The organism is Nostoc sp. UIC 10630 (assembly GCF_010747425.1).
Lineage (GTDB): Bacteria > Cyanobacteriota > Cyanobacteriia > Cyanobacteriales > Nostocaceae > Nostoc.
Map to the genome: position 1 here is coordinate 1 of NZ_JAAGOG010000022.1, position 16,522 is coordinate 16,522.

General features: G+C 42.1%; 10 protein-coding genes and 1 pseudogene. 6 read left to right on the plus strand and 5 right to left on the minus strand.

The genetic code is table 11. The features are described from left to right. Positions 1-105: 105 nt before the first annotated feature. A pseudogene (priA, locus tag G1O98_RS08340) lies at positions 106-1,191 on the plus strand (primosomal protein N'); the annotation flags it as partial. A gap of 136 nt (positions 1,192-1,327) precedes the next feature. Here the strand turns inward: priA and G1O98_RS08345 are convergent. Together G1O98_RS08345 and G1O98_RS08350 are read right to left on the minus strand one after the other, a co-directional pair. After that, on the minus strand, positions 1,328-2,002 hold the full coding sequence (locus G1O98_RS08345) for a response regulator transcription factor (protein WP_163928384.1): 675 nt from the start codon (positions 2,000-2,002) through the stop codon (positions 1,328-1,330). A gap of 38 nt (positions 2,003-2,040) precedes the next feature. Beyond that, positions 2,041-3,183: a HAMP domain-containing sensor histidine kinase gene (locus G1O98_RS08350; RefSeq protein WP_163928386.1), complete on the minus strand. Its 1,143-nt coding sequence runs from the start codon at positions 3,181-3,183 to the stop codon at positions 2,041-2,043. A 522-nt stretch (positions 3,184-3,705) separates the two neighbouring features. Between G1O98_RS08350 and kdpA the strand changes: the two genes are divergently transcribed. The 4 genes from kdpA (at position 3,706) to G1O98_RS08370 (ending at position 10,143) form a co-directional block, all read left to right on the plus strand. Continuing rightward, on the plus strand, positions 3,706-5,391 hold the full coding sequence (gene kdpA / locus G1O98_RS08355) for a potassium-transporting ATPase subunit KdpA (protein WP_163928388.1): 1,686 nt from the start codon (positions 3,706-3,708) through the stop codon (positions 5,389-5,391). A gap of 350 nt (positions 5,392-5,741) precedes the next feature. Further along, positions 5,742-7,847 (plus strand): potassium-transporting ATPase subunit KdpB, encoded by a 2,106-nt coding sequence (kdpB, locus tag G1O98_RS08360; protein ID WP_163928390.1) that lies wholly within the window; start codon positions 5,742-5,744, stop codon positions 7,845-7,847. Positions 7,848-8,190: 343 nt separating this feature from the next. Further along, positions 8,191-8,793, plus strand: a complete 603-nt coding sequence (kdpC, locus tag G1O98_RS08365; RefSeq protein ID WP_012407111.1) for a K(+)-transporting ATPase subunit C — start codon at positions 8,191-8,193, stop codon at positions 8,791-8,793. Between the two features lie 195 nt (positions 8,794-8,988). Next, positions 8,989-10,143, plus strand: coding sequence for a universal stress protein (locus G1O98_RS08370; protein ID WP_175586589.1), 1,155 nt, complete (start codon positions 8,989-8,991; stop codon positions 10,141-10,143). Between the two features lie 4 nt (positions 10,144-10,147). On the opposite strand, the gene G1O98_RS08375 is transcribed toward G1O98_RS08370, so the two are convergent. From G1O98_RS08375 to G1O98_RS08385, 3 genes are all read right to left on the minus strand, one after another. Then, on the minus strand, positions 10,148-11,644 hold the full coding sequence (locus tag G1O98_RS08375; protein WP_163928392.1) for a carotenoid oxygenase family protein: 1,497 nt from the start codon (positions 11,642-11,644) through the stop codon (positions 10,148-10,150). A gap of 116 nt (positions 11,645-11,760) precedes the next feature. Next, the gene (locus G1O98_RS08380) at positions 11,761-13,176 is read right to left on the minus strand and encodes a folate/biopterin family MFS transporter (protein ID WP_163928394.1); all 1,416 of its coding nucleotides are present in this window, start codon (positions 13,174-13,176) and stop codon (positions 11,761-11,763) included. A 482-nt stretch (positions 13,177-13,658) separates the two neighbouring features. Further along, positions 13,659-14,462 (minus strand): hypothetical protein, encoded by an 804-nt coding sequence (locus tag G1O98_RS08385; RefSeq protein ID WP_163928396.1) that lies wholly within the window; start codon positions 14,460-14,462, stop codon positions 13,659-13,661. 706 nt (positions 14,463-15,168) lie between these two features. Between G1O98_RS08385 and G1O98_RS08390 the strand changes: the two genes are divergently transcribed. Next, a complete protein-coding gene (locus tag G1O98_RS08390; protein WP_163928398.1) occupies positions 15,169-16,407 on the plus strand; it encodes an anhydro-N-acetylmuramic acid kinase in 1,239 nt (412 codons plus the stop codon). The last annotated feature ends 115 nt before the right edge of the window (positions 16,408-16,522 follow it).

A 16,522-nucleotide genomic window follows, 5' to 3' on the forward strand; every position in this document is an offset into this window, starting at 1 on the left:
GTGAGGAGTTAGGAGTTAAAAGTTTTGAATGGAAAGCTGCTTCATAACTAACAACTCTTAACTCAGCACGGGCTAAACGCCCCGCTACCGCTAACATCACTCAGCACTCATTATTTAAGTTTGCCCGAACGCATCAATTCTCGCCCTTTACCGCCTGTGGAAATAGTCGATATGCGGCAAGAGTTGCAGCAGGGAAATCGTTCTATATTTAGTAGATCGCTGCAAGAAGCTTTGCAACAGTTGCAAGAGAGAAAACAACAGGGAATTTTATTTATCCATCGTCGGGGACACAGTACTTTTGTCTCATGCCGCAGTTGTGGGTATGTGTTGGAATGCCCGCATTGTGATGTGTCACTGGCGTACCACCACACCGAAGAAAAAGCGCCGGAATTATTGCGCTGTCATTATTGTAATTATGCGCGATCGCATCCCAAATTCTGCCCCGATTGTAGTTCCCCTTACCTGAAATTTTTCGGTAGCGGTACTCAACGAGTAACGCAGGAATTAGATCGACAGTTCCGAGACTTAAAATATATTCGTTTTGATAGCGATAGCACGCGTAATAAAGGCTCACACCGTACCCTACTCACCCAGTTTGCCAACGGCGAAGCAGATTTATTAGTGGGTACACAAATGCTCACCAAAGGTTTGGATTTACCACAGGTGACACTTGTGGGCGTTGTCGCCGCCGATGGATTGCTAAATTTATCAGATTATCGCGCCAGTGAACGGGCATTTCAAACCTTGACTCAAGTCGCTGGACGTGCTGGTAGAGGCGATGATCCGGGGAGGGTGATTGTACAAACTTACACTACAGAACATCAGGTAATTGCAGCAGTGCGATCGCACGATTATCACTCTTTCTCCCAAGCTGAGTTAGAACAACGCCAAGCCCTCAATTATCCCCCTTATGGGCGGTTAATTTTGTTGCGCTTAAGTAGTCTCGATCCCATTCAAGTGCAAAATACCGCGCAAATTATTGCTACAGCCTTGAGTACAGAAGAAGAATTCGAGATATTAGGCCCAGCACCAGCGAGTATTTTAAGAGTAGCTAATCGTTATCGCTGGCAAATATTGATTAAATTTGCTCCCGATGCATTACCACAATTGCCAGATTGGGAAGAAGTGCGATCGCTTTGTCCTTCGTCTGTTAGCCTAACTATTGATGTAGACCCATTAAATATTATGTGATTTTCTTGGGCTAAAAGATTGAGAAATCTGGTTTATCTGAAATAGTCCATTGATAGGTTTGTAGTAAGCACTTCAGTGCTTGAATATCTGAGGACTAAAGTCCTTACTACAAAAGTATTTAAGATTGAATTTTAATCTAATTAATCAACAATTCTGGTGCTACCAATCCTTTTTGGATCGCTAAGACTGCGGCTTGAGTGCGATCGCGTACTTCTAGTTTCTGCAAAATAGCATGAACATGAACCCGCACTGTACCAGGGGCAATGTAGAGAATATCAGCAATTTCTTGATTGCTTTTGCCAGCTGCTACCAGTGCCAAAATTTCTTGCTCGCGCTTCGTTAGGGGATTTTCTAGGTTTCCCTCAGTTTTTGCAGGCAGCGCCGCAGTAGAATTGCCCTCAAAAGCTGCTCTAATCTCTGTTGTTGCCGTTTGATCCCACCATGAAGCGCCAGCTGCAACCGATCGCACTGCCAAGATCAGAGACTCAGCAGGAATACCTTTCAGACAGTAACCTTGGGCCCCAGCCGCAATTAAGCGTGAAATCAGAGGTTTCTCAGAACGAGATGTTAAAACCAGAATTGGTAAATTTGGGTGCTTCTGCTTGATTTGGCGGCAAGCTTCAATCCCACCAATGCCCGGTAAACCTATATCTAGCAAAACCAAATCCAGGGGATAGCGATTTGCCAATTCTACAGCTTGTTCCCCATCTTCTGCTTCTGCAACAATCTCCAAAGTAGTTTCTTGCTGCAAACGCATCCGCAGACCAAGCCGAAACAACTCATCGTCTTCAACTAGTAAGATTTTTGTCATTTGTTATTGGTCATTGGTCATTTGTCATTAGTCATTGGTCATTGGTCATTGGTCAATATCCCCTGCCTCCCCTGCTCCCCTACTCCCGGTGGTGGACAAGCTGGGAGTCGAAAACCAAACATTGCTCCCCGTGGTGAGCGATTCTCTGCCCAAATTGTACCCCCATGAGCAGCGATAATTTGCCTGGTTAAATAAAGCCCTAGTCCCGATCCTGAGACGTGGCGATCGCTATGTCCTTGATAAAATCTCTCAAATAAGTGGGGTAATTCTTCTTCTGTAAAGCCGGAACCAGTATCAAGTATTTTTACCACTTGATCGCTAGAATAACCTTCAAGTACCACTTCCACTTTACCGCCACGGGGGGTATGGTTAATACCATTACTCAGGAGATTGGTGAAGACTCGCCCCAGTTGCAAAGGATCGCCATTTACCCAGAGAAAGCTACGAAAATCTGATTCGCCATAGTGTAGAGAAATATAAACCTGACGTGTTCTCGCTAGTTCAGCCAGGGTAGCGATTACCTCCTCTGCCACAGTTGCCAAGTTAACGGGTGATATCTGTAGTTTCAGCCCTTCGGCATCATTGCGGTATACATCTAAAAGAGTTTGGACTAATTGCAGTGTACTCCGATGACTACGAGCCATAGTTTGGAGGACTTTTGCTTGCATTGGCGTGATTTCACCAAATTGCTCATTTTGAAAATATTTCAGCGTTTCAATTGCTCCTAATAGGGGTGTTTTCAAATCATGCGTTAGGGTAGAAACAAAATCTTCACGCATAATAGCTAGTTGTTCTTGGGAGCGTAATTGTGCTTGGGTATAAGCGATCGCTTCTTCATTGCGGTGGTTGCGATCGCTTAACCAACCCGTTACCATCAACGCCAATACTGCAATCAGCCGATTTGCCAACGTTGGGGGATCAATTATTTCTCTTCCGGGGATAAACAAATTCAATAATGTTAATCCTGTAGCGGCAAGAGTGATCACCAATACTGCTTTCCGACTCAATCGAGAATCTGCTAACAAAATTGTCCCTGTGTAGAGGTAGCCAAATACGTACTCAGGTGGTGTCAAATATTCTAAGCCTATGACGATCGCAAAGGCGATCGCTATTAGCCCATAAGTCTCCCCACGCCCATTTATAGCTTCTTTCATAGCCACTAATCGACTTAATATCGTCATTTCTGATTTACTAAAAAATCTTTATCCTACAATCTTTACAACTATTTAATTCAGCGATTATGATTTATCTGCAATCTATATCTGCAAATATTCACTTGAGCATTAACCCGAAAATTACGATTGTCCAGATGCAAAAAAGGGGACTGGGGGCTGAGGATTGGGGACTGGGTAGTTGTCCACAAGGGCCAGAGTATCTAACACAACCTTCCCATACCGTCATTTATTTAATAAGATCCTCTTAAATATTTATATTCTTTGAACGTAGCAAACTTCCAAAATGTATTGTATAAACAAATAATACTAACTAGCAAAATAGATGAATTAAAAGTAAAGATTAAATATTTTTAACAATAATTTAAACAAGTATCTGGATAGCAATAACTGAAAATAGTAAATCTAGATTAAAAAATGGCGGTGATATGAGATATCACTAAATTCCTCCAAATCAAATACTTCAACAGTTAATCTGTTATTTCTAATAATTGGCTTGCTAGCACTTAAATTTTACCCGGCGCGAAATATATGGGACAAGGTTTTTTGCAAATTGGCTTAACGCTGTGTATTGTCATAGCAATTACTCCGCTACTTGGTAGATACATCGCCCATGTCTTCTTGGGAGAAAGAACACTACTGGATTTTTTAATGAACCCCATAGAACGAAGTATGTTCGTACTAGCGGGTGTTCGCAGAAAAGATGATATGACGGGTTCGCAGTATATTCGGGCTGTGCTGTACAGCAACCTGATTATGGGTATTTCAGTGTATTTACTGTTATATTTTCAGAGGCTGTTGCCCTGGAATCCTAACGGTTTCGGTGCGCCCAGTTGGGATGTATTACTGCATACAACCATTTCCTTTGTAACTAATACCGACCAGCAGCACTATGCTGGTGAGACAACCTTAAGCTATTTTAGCCAGGTAGCTGCTTTAGGCTTTTTGATGTTTACCTCCGCAGCCACCGGTTTATCTGTGGGAATTGCCTTTATTCGCGGGCTGACGGGTAGAAGGTTAGGAAACTTTTATGTCGATATTGTCCGTGCAATTACGCGCATATTGCTACCGATTTCGATTATTGGAGCGATCGCTTTGCTTCTAACAGGTGTACCACAAACATTAGCGAAGACTATGGATGTGAGAACCTTAGAAGGCGGGACACAATATCTTGCCAGAGGCCCGGTGGCATCCTTTGAAATGATCAAACTTTTGGGCGAGAATGGCGGTGGCTTTTTTGGCGTAAACTCAGCACATCCTTTTGAAAATCCCAATGGCGCTTCTAACTTGATAGAAATGATCGCCATGATTTCTATCCCAGCAGCCTTAATTTACACCTACGGTATATTCGCCAACAACATCAAACAAGCTTGGCTGCTTTTTTGGATGGTGTTTGTGATTTTTGTCGTTCTGGTGGGAGTGACAGCCGTGGGAGAATTGCAAGGTAATCCCCTAGTTAATAACGCCTTTGGATTAGAACAACCCAATTTAGAGGGGAAAGAAGTGCGGTTTGGCTGGTTACAAACAGCATTTTGGGCAGTTATGACTACTGCTACTATGTCTGGCGCTGTGAATGGGATGCACGATTCTTTGATGCCCCAAGGAATATTTTCGACTCTCTTCAACTTGTTTATCCAGGTTATTTGGGGTGGTCAGGGCACTGGAACAGCTTACTTATTTATTTACTTAATTCTTACAGTGTTCCTAACTGGACTAATGGCAGGACGCACCCCAGAGTTTTTAGGACGCAAAATTGAAAAACGCGAAATTGTCCTCGCCAGCGTCGTGTTGTTGATTCACCCAATTCTAGTTTTGATTCCCAGTGCGATCGCCCTGGCTTATCCCATCTCTCTCTCTGGAATTAGTAACTCTGGCTATCACGGTATTTCTCAAGTAGTTTATGAATACGCCTCAGCCGCCGCAAATAATGGCTCCGGCTTGGAAGGGTTGAGAGATAACACCCTGTGGTGGAACTTGAGTACTTTAGTTAGCTTAATAGGAGGACGCTACATTCCGATAATTGCCATCCTGCTGTTAGCTGACGGTATGTCTCGCAAACAACAAGTACAAGAAACCCTTGGTACCCTAAGAACTGATTCTCTAGTATTTACTGGTATCACTGCTGGAGTGACATTGGTTTTGGGAGTATTGACTTTCTTTCCCGTTTTAGCTTTAGGCCCCATAGCTGAGGGTTTGAAACTAGCATCTGGCAATTAGAAAATTTATGAGTTATAAGTCTGGAATTAAGAGAATACCAAAAAATAAATAAATTATCCTGTTTTGTAGGGGAGCCAGTGCTTTGTGCTGAATCCATCGCTGTAGGAGGGTTTCCTACCGTAGGCGACTGGTGTTAGCGAGTCTTGTCTACGACACCTTGTTCGCGTTCGATCGTCCGTCCTTCTGGTGACAATCGAACGCGAACAGAGGTAGGTAGGAACGAGCATCGCTTTGGCATTGTGTTAGCGATCGCATAGTGTGCCCTAAAGGTTGGATGTATTTTTTATTGGAAACTCCTAACTTCTAACTCCTAACTCCTAATTTTTAACTTTTAACTCCTAACTTTATTCATGAATCAAGTGGCAACTAACTTCAGAGCTAGACGGCCAAATCCTCGTTCTGGCGATCGCCGTCAAGGACGTAAAAAAGCAAGGACAAGTAAAAAGTGGCTGTACTTAAGGGCAATTAGAGATGCTTTTGTCAAGCTCAATCCTAAGTATGTAATCAAAAATCCAGTAATATTTGTGGTTTGGGTGGGGACAATCATCATTCTATTGCTCACGATTGATCCCAATTTATTTGGCCCAGCCCTACAAAAGAACCCGCAACTTTTCAATGGCTTACTGTCGGGGATTTTATTCTTTACAGTTTGGTTTGCCAATTTTGCTGAAGCATTGGCAGAAGGGCGGGGTAAAGCTCAAGCTGATGCCTTGCGATTAACCAAATCAGAGGCGATCGCTAAAAAACTCGCTCCCGACGGCACAATTAGTGAAGTTTCATCCACCAGCCTGAGACAGGGCGATAACATCTACGTCGTTGCTGGCGATATCATTCCCGCCGATGGCGAGGTAATTATGGGCGTTGCCTCAGTAGATGAATCGGCAATTACTGGAGAATCTGCACCAGTATTAAAAGAATCAGGCTCTGATGTTTCCAGTTCTGTCACTGGTGGGACGCGGATTATCTCAGATGAATTAATTATCCGCATCACTACTGACCCCGGTAAAGGCTTTATTGACCGGATGATTGCCTTAGTAGAAGGGGCAGAACGCAGCAAAACACCCAATGAAATTGCCCTGACAGTATTGTTGGCAGTTCTCAGCTTAGTATTTTTGTTAGTCGTGGTAACTCTGCCCGCACTTGCTTACTATGTCAATAGTCCAGTCAGCATACCAACTTTAATTGCCCTATTAGTGGCATTAATTCCTACAACCATTGGCGGCTTACTCAGTACCATCGGTATTGCTGGTATGGATCGAGTTGCCCAATTTAACGTCATTGCCACTTCCGGAAAAGCAGTCGAAGCCTGTGGTGATGTAAACACTTTAGTTCTTGATAAGACAGGTACAATTACCCTCGGCAACCGTTTGGCGGAAGAGTTTATCCCTATCAACGGTCATTCAATATCAGAAATTGCTAATGTTGCGTGGGCAGCTAGTGTTTTTGACAATACGCCAGAAGGTAAATCCATTATTCGACTGGCAGAAAGACTAGTAACACGGTTTGATTTCGACTCCAACCAGGCAGAAGGAGTTGATTTTTCCGCCAAAACACGGATGAGTGGGACTAACTTACCTGGTGGGTATGAGGCAAGGAAGGGAGCAGTAGAAGCCATTAAAGGATTTGTCCGTTCTCGCAACGGACGCGATACGCCAGAATTGGATGCTGCCTACGAACGAGTTTCTCGCTTGGGAGGTACGCCCTTAGCAGTTAGCCTAGATAACGAAATCTATGGGGTTATTTATCTCAAAGATATAGTTAAACCTGGTATCCGCGATCGCTTTGAGCAACTGCGACGGATGGGAGTGCGTACCATCATGCTAACTGGAGACAACCAAATTACAGCTTCTGTCATTGCTAAAGAAGCTGGAGTGGATGACTTCATCGCTGAAGCCACACCAGAAGACAAAATCAGTGTCATTAAAAAGGAACAAGCAGCAGGTAAACTAGTTGCCATGACAGGAGATGGGACTAACGATGCTCCCGCATTAGCCCAAGCTAACGTCGGCGTTGCCATGAATACAGGGACACAAGCTGCAAAAGAAGCCGCCAACATGGTAGATTTGGACTCCGATCCGACAAAGCTGATCGATATTATTAGCATTGGTAAACAATTGTTGATTACTCGCGGAGCTTTGATGACATTTTCTATCGCTAATGATATTGCTAAATATTTTGCAATTATCCCAGTGATATTTGTCGCTGCTAATCTACAAAGCCTGAATATTATGAATTTGACTAGCCCTAAGTCTGCTGTACTATCAGCGCTGATTTATAATGCTTTGATTATTCCAGCTTTGATTCCCTTAGCATTGAAGGGTGTGCGGTTTAGGCCACTGACAGCTAATCAGCTACTCCAACGCAATATCTTAATTTATGGCTTAGGTGGGGTGATTGCGCCATTTATCGCCATTAAGTTGATAGACATACTGATTACACTTGTAGGTTTGGCTTAAGGATAGAAAAAGTAGAGACGCTGCGAAACGAGCGCATCTTGACCAAAGTAAAATAATAAACATTTTTACTTTTACCGTTGAGAGAGAGAACCAAAAGAATATGAATAAACAGGTCGATGTTTGGGAAAAGTTTTTGTCGATAAATCTGATACAGGCGATGTTCTTTGTTTGGTCGCAATTGCTTAAACAACACTCACACTCGCTATTTTTATCCTGCTGTGCTTGAATGTGGTAATTGCCCTAGATATTTATGCTGTTAGCAGCAGCATCTTTGAACATCGTTCTAATTGGGTAAAAGAATTAAAATTAAAAATTAATTTTAGTAATAATTGGAAAAGTTTTTATGGCTATTATTCGAGAAACTATCAGAGCAATTTTTATAACTCTAATGCTTTGGTTGTTGACTGCAATCATCTATCCTCTGATCATTCTTGTAGTGGGTCAAGTTTTTTTGCCCTATCAAGCGAATGGCAGCATTATGCTGAATCTAAATAATGAACCAATTGGTTCAGCTTTGATTGGTCAGCTATTCACATCTGAGCGATATTTCCATCCTCGTCCCAGTACTGTTAGATATAGCCAAGGAAAAAAAGCAAAGCCAACTGGCATATCTGGAGCCAGCAATCTTGCTGCTAGTAATCCAGAGCTACTAAAGCGGATTCTAGAAGAGGCAAATCAATTGCGAGACGAAAATCTTCAACCGATCGCTGATATGATTTATACCTCTGGTTCTGGTTTAGATCCGCATATTTCCTTCAAAGCAGCACGACAGCAATTGACGCGGGTTGCAGGTGCAAGGGGAGTTAAAGAAGATGAGATTCTACGTTTAATTAACAAGTATACCGATGGCAGATTTTTATGGATTTTTGGTGAGCCAGGAGTCAATGTTCTCCGATTGAATTATGCTCTTGACTTGCAAGATATTAATCGTCAGCAAAATCAATAAATGGGCATAGGGCATAGGGCATTGGGAATTGGGCATTGGGCATTGGGCAAAACAGTTGCGAGTTGTGAGCAAAGAAATCAGATTTACTATTCACCACGGGCTAAACGCATTACTACTGCTAACAGTATTTATAAGAAGCATGGGGAAAGCGCTGTTTTCCGATGAAATAGGATTGCGATAGAAACCAAGAATGAAATGTCAGATAATAATACTGGTTCGAATGGCACTGCACCTTTAAATTCTAGAAGTTACTCACTTTATCCGGCACGACGGCGGGGTAAACATAAAATATTTATTGGTATGGCTCCTGGAGTAGGCAAAACCTACCGGATGCTAGAAGAGGGACACGCACTTAAACAAGAAGGAATTGATGTCATCGTTGGGCTTTTGGAAACTCACGGACGCAAGGATACGGAGGAGAAGGCAGAGGGACTGGAGATTTTACCCCGTAAGCAATATCTTTGTGGTGAGTTGACACTAACGGATATGGATACAGATGCTATTTTAAAGCGATCGCCCCAATTAGCCTTAATCGATGAACTTGCCCATACCAACGTCCCTGGTTCCCCACGCGAAAAACGCTACGAAGATGTAGAAGTAGTTTTGGCAGCAGGTATTGATGTCTACTCCACAATGAATGTGCAACATTTGGAAAGTCTTAATGACTTAGTAGCTAGAATTACTGGGGTTGTAGTCCGTGAGCGTGTTCCTGACAGAATTCTGGATGATGCGGATGAAATATTAGTGGTAGATGTTACGCCAGAAACACTGCAAGAACGGTTATTAGAAGGCAAGATTTACGCATCCGAAAAAATCCAGCAATCCCTCGATAATTTTTTCCAACGCCGTAACCTGATTGCTTTGCGAGAGTTAGCTTTGCGCGAAGTCGCAGACAACGTAGAAGAAAATGCGATCGCTACTACCCACAATGGACAATCCTGTAATATTCATGAGCGCGTTTTGGTGTGTGTATCTACCTATCCCAACTCAGTACAGTTGTTACGCCGGGGTGCGAGGTTAGCTAGCTACATGAATGCCCCACTTTATACTTTGTTTGTTGCCGATCCAGAACGGTTCCTCACCAAGGAGGAAAGCCTACACATCCACACTTGTGAGAAACTCTGTAACGAATTTGAAGGTACTTTTCTTCGTGTTACCAACAGTAACGTAGCTAATGCGATCGCAGAAGTCGCCGAGAAATATCGGATTACCCAAATTGTAATTGGAGAGAGTCAGCGATCGCGCTGGCAAATGCTCCTCAAAGGATCTTTGACGCAAAAATTGGTGCGCTTGCTCAAAAATATCGATTTGCATATCATTGCCAGTGAAAAAATGGTTTCATCCAAATAAGAGATTAAATTTCTCCAAAAACTTCAGAAGTAAAGCTTCCATGCAGACCATAGGGAATATGATGCTTAAGATGTAGCCTTGCAATCACTCCTTTAGAGAAATCACTAGCATCCAAAATTACCAAATCTGAGCGGTGATGGGCAGCATCATAAACTAAAGCTAATACCCAACCATCATCTTCCTTTTCAGAATCTGGGCGCGGGACAAAAATCGGTTCACCCACAAAACCACGGGGTACAGCACTCCAAAACTGTTTTTCTCCAGAGTGCAAATCAATTTTCAGTAACGCTTGTAAGGGAGCATTACCACTCTCTGCATGAGCCGCACCTATATATAGATATCGATAAGGGTGTCCCACATTCGCCGGATGGATGCTGGGAAATTCGCAACAGCGACTATCAATCAATTCTCGCTGGACTGTCCCATTCTTGAGATTTAGATAAAATCGCCAAAGTTGCCCAGGTGAAGAAGCTTCAAAATCAACTTGTCGAAAATCGCTTTTAGGCTCCACTTCTGGTAAATCTTGGTAGCAAATAGAATCAATCAAAACTTCCTCTCCTACCTCAAAAGCATTAACGTGGTGGAAGACGAAACCCGACTGAGTTTCCAGAAATTTTATCTCTTCTTGCCCTTCTTTGGGAAAGCGGGGAATAATTATAATTTTAGTTGGCTGATTTGGTTGAAATTTGATACATTCTCCTGCCGCACGTATTCCCAAGGCAAAAGGTATGGGATTAAATGTGACAGGATTTTGAAAGAAGATGCAGTAGTTGGGAGTAATAACAAAATCGTGAATGAAACAGAAGCCGGGAACCTTATGAGCTTGCTGTCTAACAATTTCACCCACTAAGTTTAGCTCGAAAATAGTAATGGTGGTAGATAATCCTGGCTTAATCGAGAAATTTACTAGGCGAGGTTCGCCCCCGTCTTGTTCACAATTCTTTTGCAAGCGCGGATGAGCAGCGAAAGCTTCACCTGCTGACAAAGCACCATTAAAATATTCATTTCCCAAAGTTTCAAGAGTGTTGGGATCGAGATGATATGCTTCAGAAGCTTCCCACAGTGCTAGCAGTTTACCACCCCAATAGATAACATTTGTATTAGCTATATTTTTGAGTTTGAAGTCAAAGATATTCGCTCGCCAACCACCGGGTTTTTGAGTACCAAAAGTACCGCGATAAAGAATTTTTCCTGCCTTTTGTTCTGCCAAATACCCAGTTGTACGAACAAAGCGGTTACGAAAATGGGCACGACCGTTGGTAAAAGTAATTTTGCTAATCATCCCATCTCCATCAAACGGATGATGAAAAGATTGCCCATTTACATCCAGTAAACCGGGGCCATTTCTAAATAGCGTGCCTTCTAATTCTCTGGGAATTTGCCCTTCTATTTCATCAATCCAATAATCAAATTCTTGGGTGAGAGATTGATACCCACCTTGCCAATCTGCACGAGTATAAGATTTTTCTGTAACCGGGCTTTCTTGACTTTTCAAATGCATAAGCTTTGTTTTTTATTGTTATCTTGTACAAAAATATGTAGCACCTAAAAAAAATTTTGTTGCAGCAAGGTTGCAACAGGGAGGCAGCGCACTGACTCGACTTTGGATTTATTACACTATTCCACTATTTCCGACTCTGGTTCTGTTAGTACCAACTCAGACATCAAATCAGGTAAGAAAGCTTGTTCCCCATCTTTGGATGTCTCAGCTTGCTCTTCAGCAGCAGGTAGCCAGTTGATAAATGGTAGGGGTAACAGTGTACTAAGGTTAGTAATTATCACCAATAGCCAAAGTGACTCAAAATTAGTTGCAGTGATCCCTAGCCAATAGGTGAGTAATGCCCCCAATGCTTGGGAAACCGTTCCTGCTGAATTAAATACCGACATCAACAAGGCAAATAAAGTTGCTTCCACTCCAGAGGGACAAAGCCTTGCTGCTAGAACCATGACTTGCATAAAGGCAATTTTCCCCATCACAGTGAGAATAAGACTATCGCCCAAACTAAACCAGTGGTCATCTATACCCAACAGCCGATTTGTGTGAGTCACTAACAACAGCATCGTCATCCCTAACATTGAAGAAAGGACGGTACTCCAAGCAAAAATCACGCGAAAAGGAATGCTTTTGAGGAAACGTTGAAAAATCCAAACACCTGCTAAAGAAGCGAAACTTGTCACCAAGTTTACCCGCCCCAAAAATTCTGGTTCAAAGTGTAATTCGTTGGTAGAGAAGTAGAAAAAGGCTGATTCAGCATTTGGGGTAGCTTGCCAGATGAAGACAAAAGCCGTTGGTAGCCAAATTGTTTTTTGGGTAATAGCTTGGCGTAGTTGCTTCAGTTGATGTTTGATTGGTAAAGGGTTAGTTTGATTACTCTCATTAGTATCTTTACTAACGGGAGATTCAGCAATTAACCAAGCTACCCCTGAGACAATAAGAGGGAATAAGGCGGTAATTCCAAAGACAGTACGGGTAGTAAAGTATTGAAGCAGCAGACCGCTAAAGTATGCTGTTATTAAACCTCCGATCGCAGAAGCACCCCAGCATACAGATTGTAGTGAACCGGCTTTTGCTTGGGATTCACCTCTGGCACGTTCCACAACTAGCGAGTCAACTATCACATCACTCATGGCGACACTAAGAGAACCAAGAGCGATCGCTAACGTAGCCGCCCAGCTAGTATGAACTATTGTGGCCAAACTCATCCAGGAAGCAGTTCCCAGTATCCCAGATAAAATCAAGTAAGGACGACGACGATAACCAAATATAGGTAAGCCATCAGAGATAAAACCAAACACTGGCTTGATCATCCAAGGTAGGAAGACAATTCCCAATAGCGCCGACACCTGGACTGGACTCAGCAACAGTTCATCTTTGAGGAAAAAGCTCACGGCTAAACGCGATAGCCCTAAAATTCCTTGAACAAAGTAAACGGTGAGAATTGCAATTAACTCCGCATTGGGTTCATTACCCAAGAAGATTTTTTGTGTGAATGAGTCTTTGACCTTGGACAAGCCAGATGATTGAAACGCCATTCGATAAATATTTTTTAAGTTTTATCTACTTTTCTATGATATCGATTCTTAAAACTTAGGCTTTAGGATCAGTTCTATGCCAAGTTAAGCTTTTAGGCTGGGTAATGCCAATATCTTTAAGCAGAAGGCAATCTAGGCATTATCTAAATGTTGTAGAGTGGTTGCCCATAAAATAAATAGCAAAACAATTAGGGTGAGTTTACCTAAGTAAGCTCACCCTAACTTGTGTTTAATGTTGACTTTTTGCTGGAACTTCTGAAATCCTGCCTACGGCACACTACGCGAAGTGGAGCCTGGGAGTAAGGCATAGAGAAAATCAGGCAAATCTTACTGAGCTAAAATTGGTGTCTTTAATAGAATTGCTTTAAAGCAGTGCTATTAAAGTGGCGCTCACTTGAGAGTGATATTCTCTTAATTATCATCAGAAGTGCAGAAGATACTTAATGTAAGCTAAAAATTATCTTGTTTGCAAGCCACTAGACTTATGATAATTGCAAAACTGACTTTTTCTTGACTTGACGAATCATAACTGAAGCAGCACCCACAAAACCAATTGCAAAAACTCCTAATAAAGAAGAAGACTCAGGCACTGCTTGAGTAACAATATTACCAGTGATACTCTTGTAACTACTGGCGACTGTGTGATTATCTGATTCAAAACCAGTTCCGCCAATATTGGTGAATTGAACTTGATCAAAAGTTCCACCAACATCGTAGAAGTTGATGAAAGCAAAGGGTTCTCCCTTATCCTGATTTAGGAATGCCGAATTAGGATTACCGTAGTAGCTATCTTTATTTGGTAGTTTTGCGATATAGTTAACCACGTCAGCGGTGGTCATAGTATAAACAACCTGACCTTGTGAAAGAAATGTAAGTACGTTGCTAGCATCTCCAGCAGACCACCAAAGCCCAAAGTAGCTTTGTGGGGTTGTCAAATTGAGGGTAGAAACTTTTTGACCATTACCCGATCTATTCGTGTCTACATCAAAATACTTGCCTGTTCCACCAGCACCACCATATTGTTCTGCATCCATGACCAGAGTATTCTGATAGCTGCCAATATTTGTTGTTCCATTATTCCATTGAAATCCTGTTGCACTGTAACCTTGTGTTTGTGCATCAAAAGTTTGCACATTAGCATTAACAAGATTTGATAATTGTGCATTTTGTACGCCTGCGTTTTCTATTGATACCGCAAAAGACGCAGCCATTACAGGACGGCTAACAGTAGCTAAGGACAAAACAACACCAGAAGCGATCGCAGACTTAATTAAAAGATTTTTCATTTGACAATCCTTTTTCGTTTTTTAATCTTTCGTGTTCATAGCCTCATTGTGCAATGTACTTCTAGATTCCAACATCAGAAGTATTACTACTTTTTTGATTTGACTATAACCAGATAGAAATGCAGGCTATTGGATTTTATTTAGAGGATAATCACTGATGTTATGTTGTACGATGTCTATAGCTTTATGTAGAAATTGCGAAGTTATCAGTGAACAATTGTAAATAAGCTTTATTTATAAAAAGTGCTATTTTTTGATTCGCACACAGTTTATATTTTTAAAGTTCGAAATCAAGATTAGATTAGGCATTTTGCTATACCAAACACATGAAAATCCGTGCTTATCCATTGGCTCAATAGTTTTTCCACATCAAGCTCAAGATTAACTTGCGTCTTTCTTCTTTAAGGTTATTAAATAACCTGCATTTTGCTGTGTGATTAACTTCATAATCTTTTTATGAGAACCAATTACATCATTTTTCACAATACATCCAGATAGGTCTCATACATTTCATAACTCTGGAATTGCTGTAATTTCAAAATTATTCTTTTGACTTCAAGGGAATACGACGTTATTCTGTCGACTGCCTCTTACCCTTTCCCCCAAAATTCATCTTTTTCCAATCAACTATGCCACCTTACTTTTTTTGACATGGGTAGTAGCATGAATTAAACTACCTCTTGCAATCCAAAAAAAATCTTGAACAATGCATCCGACTGAAAAAGCTGCTGTCTCTACTCGCGTTATCGGTTTAATTAGTGGCACATCCGTAGATGGCATAGACACTGTGTTGGTAGAGATTTCCGGTACAGAATTGGATCTTAAAGTTGAGTTACTAGCCGGTAAAACATATCCTTATCCATCTGAACTCAGAGAGAAAATACTAGCGGTTGGTGCAGGCGTTGCCATCTCAATGGCAGAATTGGCAGAAATAGATGATGCGATCGCCCAAGTCTTTGCCCAAGCCGCCCAAAATATTCAAATTGGTCATCAGCTAGCTACTCTCATTGGCTCTCACGGTCAGACGGTTTATCATCGACCACCCAAAGAAGGAGCAGGGGGAGCAGGGAAGCAGAGAAACAGGGGGAGAGAAATGCTCACTCCTCATTCAGCACTTAGCACTCCTTTGGGTTATAGTCTCCAACTAGGGCGGGGTGAATTGATTGCCTATCTTACGGGCATTACAACTGTGAGCAACTTCCGCGTTGCTGATATCGCTATTGGTGGTCATGGTGCGCCTCTCGTGCCCAGAGTAGATGCCTATTTGCTCAGTCATCCTGAAGAAGGGCGTTGTATTCAAAATATTGGTGGTATAGGTAATGTAGCTTATATTCCGCCTCGGCATGGTGACTGGCTCTCAAAAATTCGCGCTTGGGATACTGGCCCAGGAAATAGTCTGTTGGATCTGGCGGTAGAGCATTTAAGCGCTGGTGCTAAAACTTACGATGAAAATGGCAATTGGGCAGCAAGTGGTACTCCTTGCCATCCTTTGGTAGAACAATGGCTCAACCAAGATTACTTTCATTTATCACCGCCCAAATCTACTGGTCGGGAGTTATTTGGTGTGACTTATCTACATCAGTGTTTAAAAGATGCCCAAGAATACCAACTCAATGCTGCTGATATACTGGCAACTCTGACGGAACTGACAGCTGCTTCGATTGTTCATAGTTACCGCACTTTTTTGCCAGAAATGCCACAACGAGTACTATTATGTGGTGGTGGTAGCCGCAATCTCTATTTGAAACGTCGATTAGAGTTATTGTTGGCATCAATCCCAGTATTGGCTACAGATGAAGTTGGGTTAAATGCAGATTTTAAAGAAGCCATCGCTTTTGCAGTTTTAGCCTACTGGCGGCATTTGGGCATTCCTGGCAATCTACCTACTGCTACTGGGGCACCTCAAGAAGTGCTTTTGGGAGAAATTCACCAAAGTCAGTCCTGAGTTCTGAAACAGACAGAAACAATAAAAAATTTCTTCATTATTCACTCAGGACGGACTAAACGCCCCGCTATTCATGTACAGCACTGCTATAACTGTAATCTTGGCGGTACTCGAT

Bases quoted from the DNA above. Each gene is read 5' to 3' on its own strand.
- G1O98_RS08390 (WP_163928398.1), top strand. From the start codon at position 15,169: ATGCATCCGACTGAAAAAGCTGCTGTCTCTACTCGCGTTATCGGTTTA.
- G1O98_RS08370 (WP_175586589.1), top strand. From the start codon at position 8,989: ATGTCAGATAATAATACTGGTTCGAATGGCACTGCACCTTTAAATTCT.
- kdpB (WP_163928390.1), top strand. From the start codon at position 5,742: ATGAATCAAGTGGCAACTAACTTCAGAGCTAGACGGCCAAATCCTCGT.
- G1O98_RS08385 (WP_163928396.1), bottom strand. From the start codon at position 14,462: ATGAAAAATCTTTTAATTAAGTCTGCGATCGCTTCTGGTGTTGTTTTG.
- G1O98_RS08380 (WP_163928394.1), bottom strand. From the start codon at position 13,176: ATGGCGTTTCAATCATCTGGCTTGTCCAAGGTCAAAGACTCATTCACA.
- kdpC (WP_012407111.1), top strand. From the start codon at position 8,191: ATGGCTATTATTCGAGAAACTATCAGAGCAATTTTTATAACTCTAATG.
- kdpA (WP_163928388.1), top strand. From the start codon at position 3,706: ATGGGACAAGGTTTTTTGCAAATTGGCTTAACGCTGTGTATTGTCATA.
- G1O98_RS08350 (WP_163928386.1), bottom strand. From the start codon at position 3,183: ATGACGATATTAAGTCGATTAGTGGCTATGAAAGAAGCTATAAATGGG.
- G1O98_RS08375 (WP_163928392.1), bottom strand. From the start codon at position 11,644: ATGCATTTGAAAAGTCAAGAAAGCCCGGTTACAGAAAAATCTTATACT.
- G1O98_RS08345 (WP_163928384.1), bottom strand. From the start codon at position 2,002: ATGACAAAAATCTTACTAGTTGAAGACGATGAGTTGTTTCGGCTTGGT.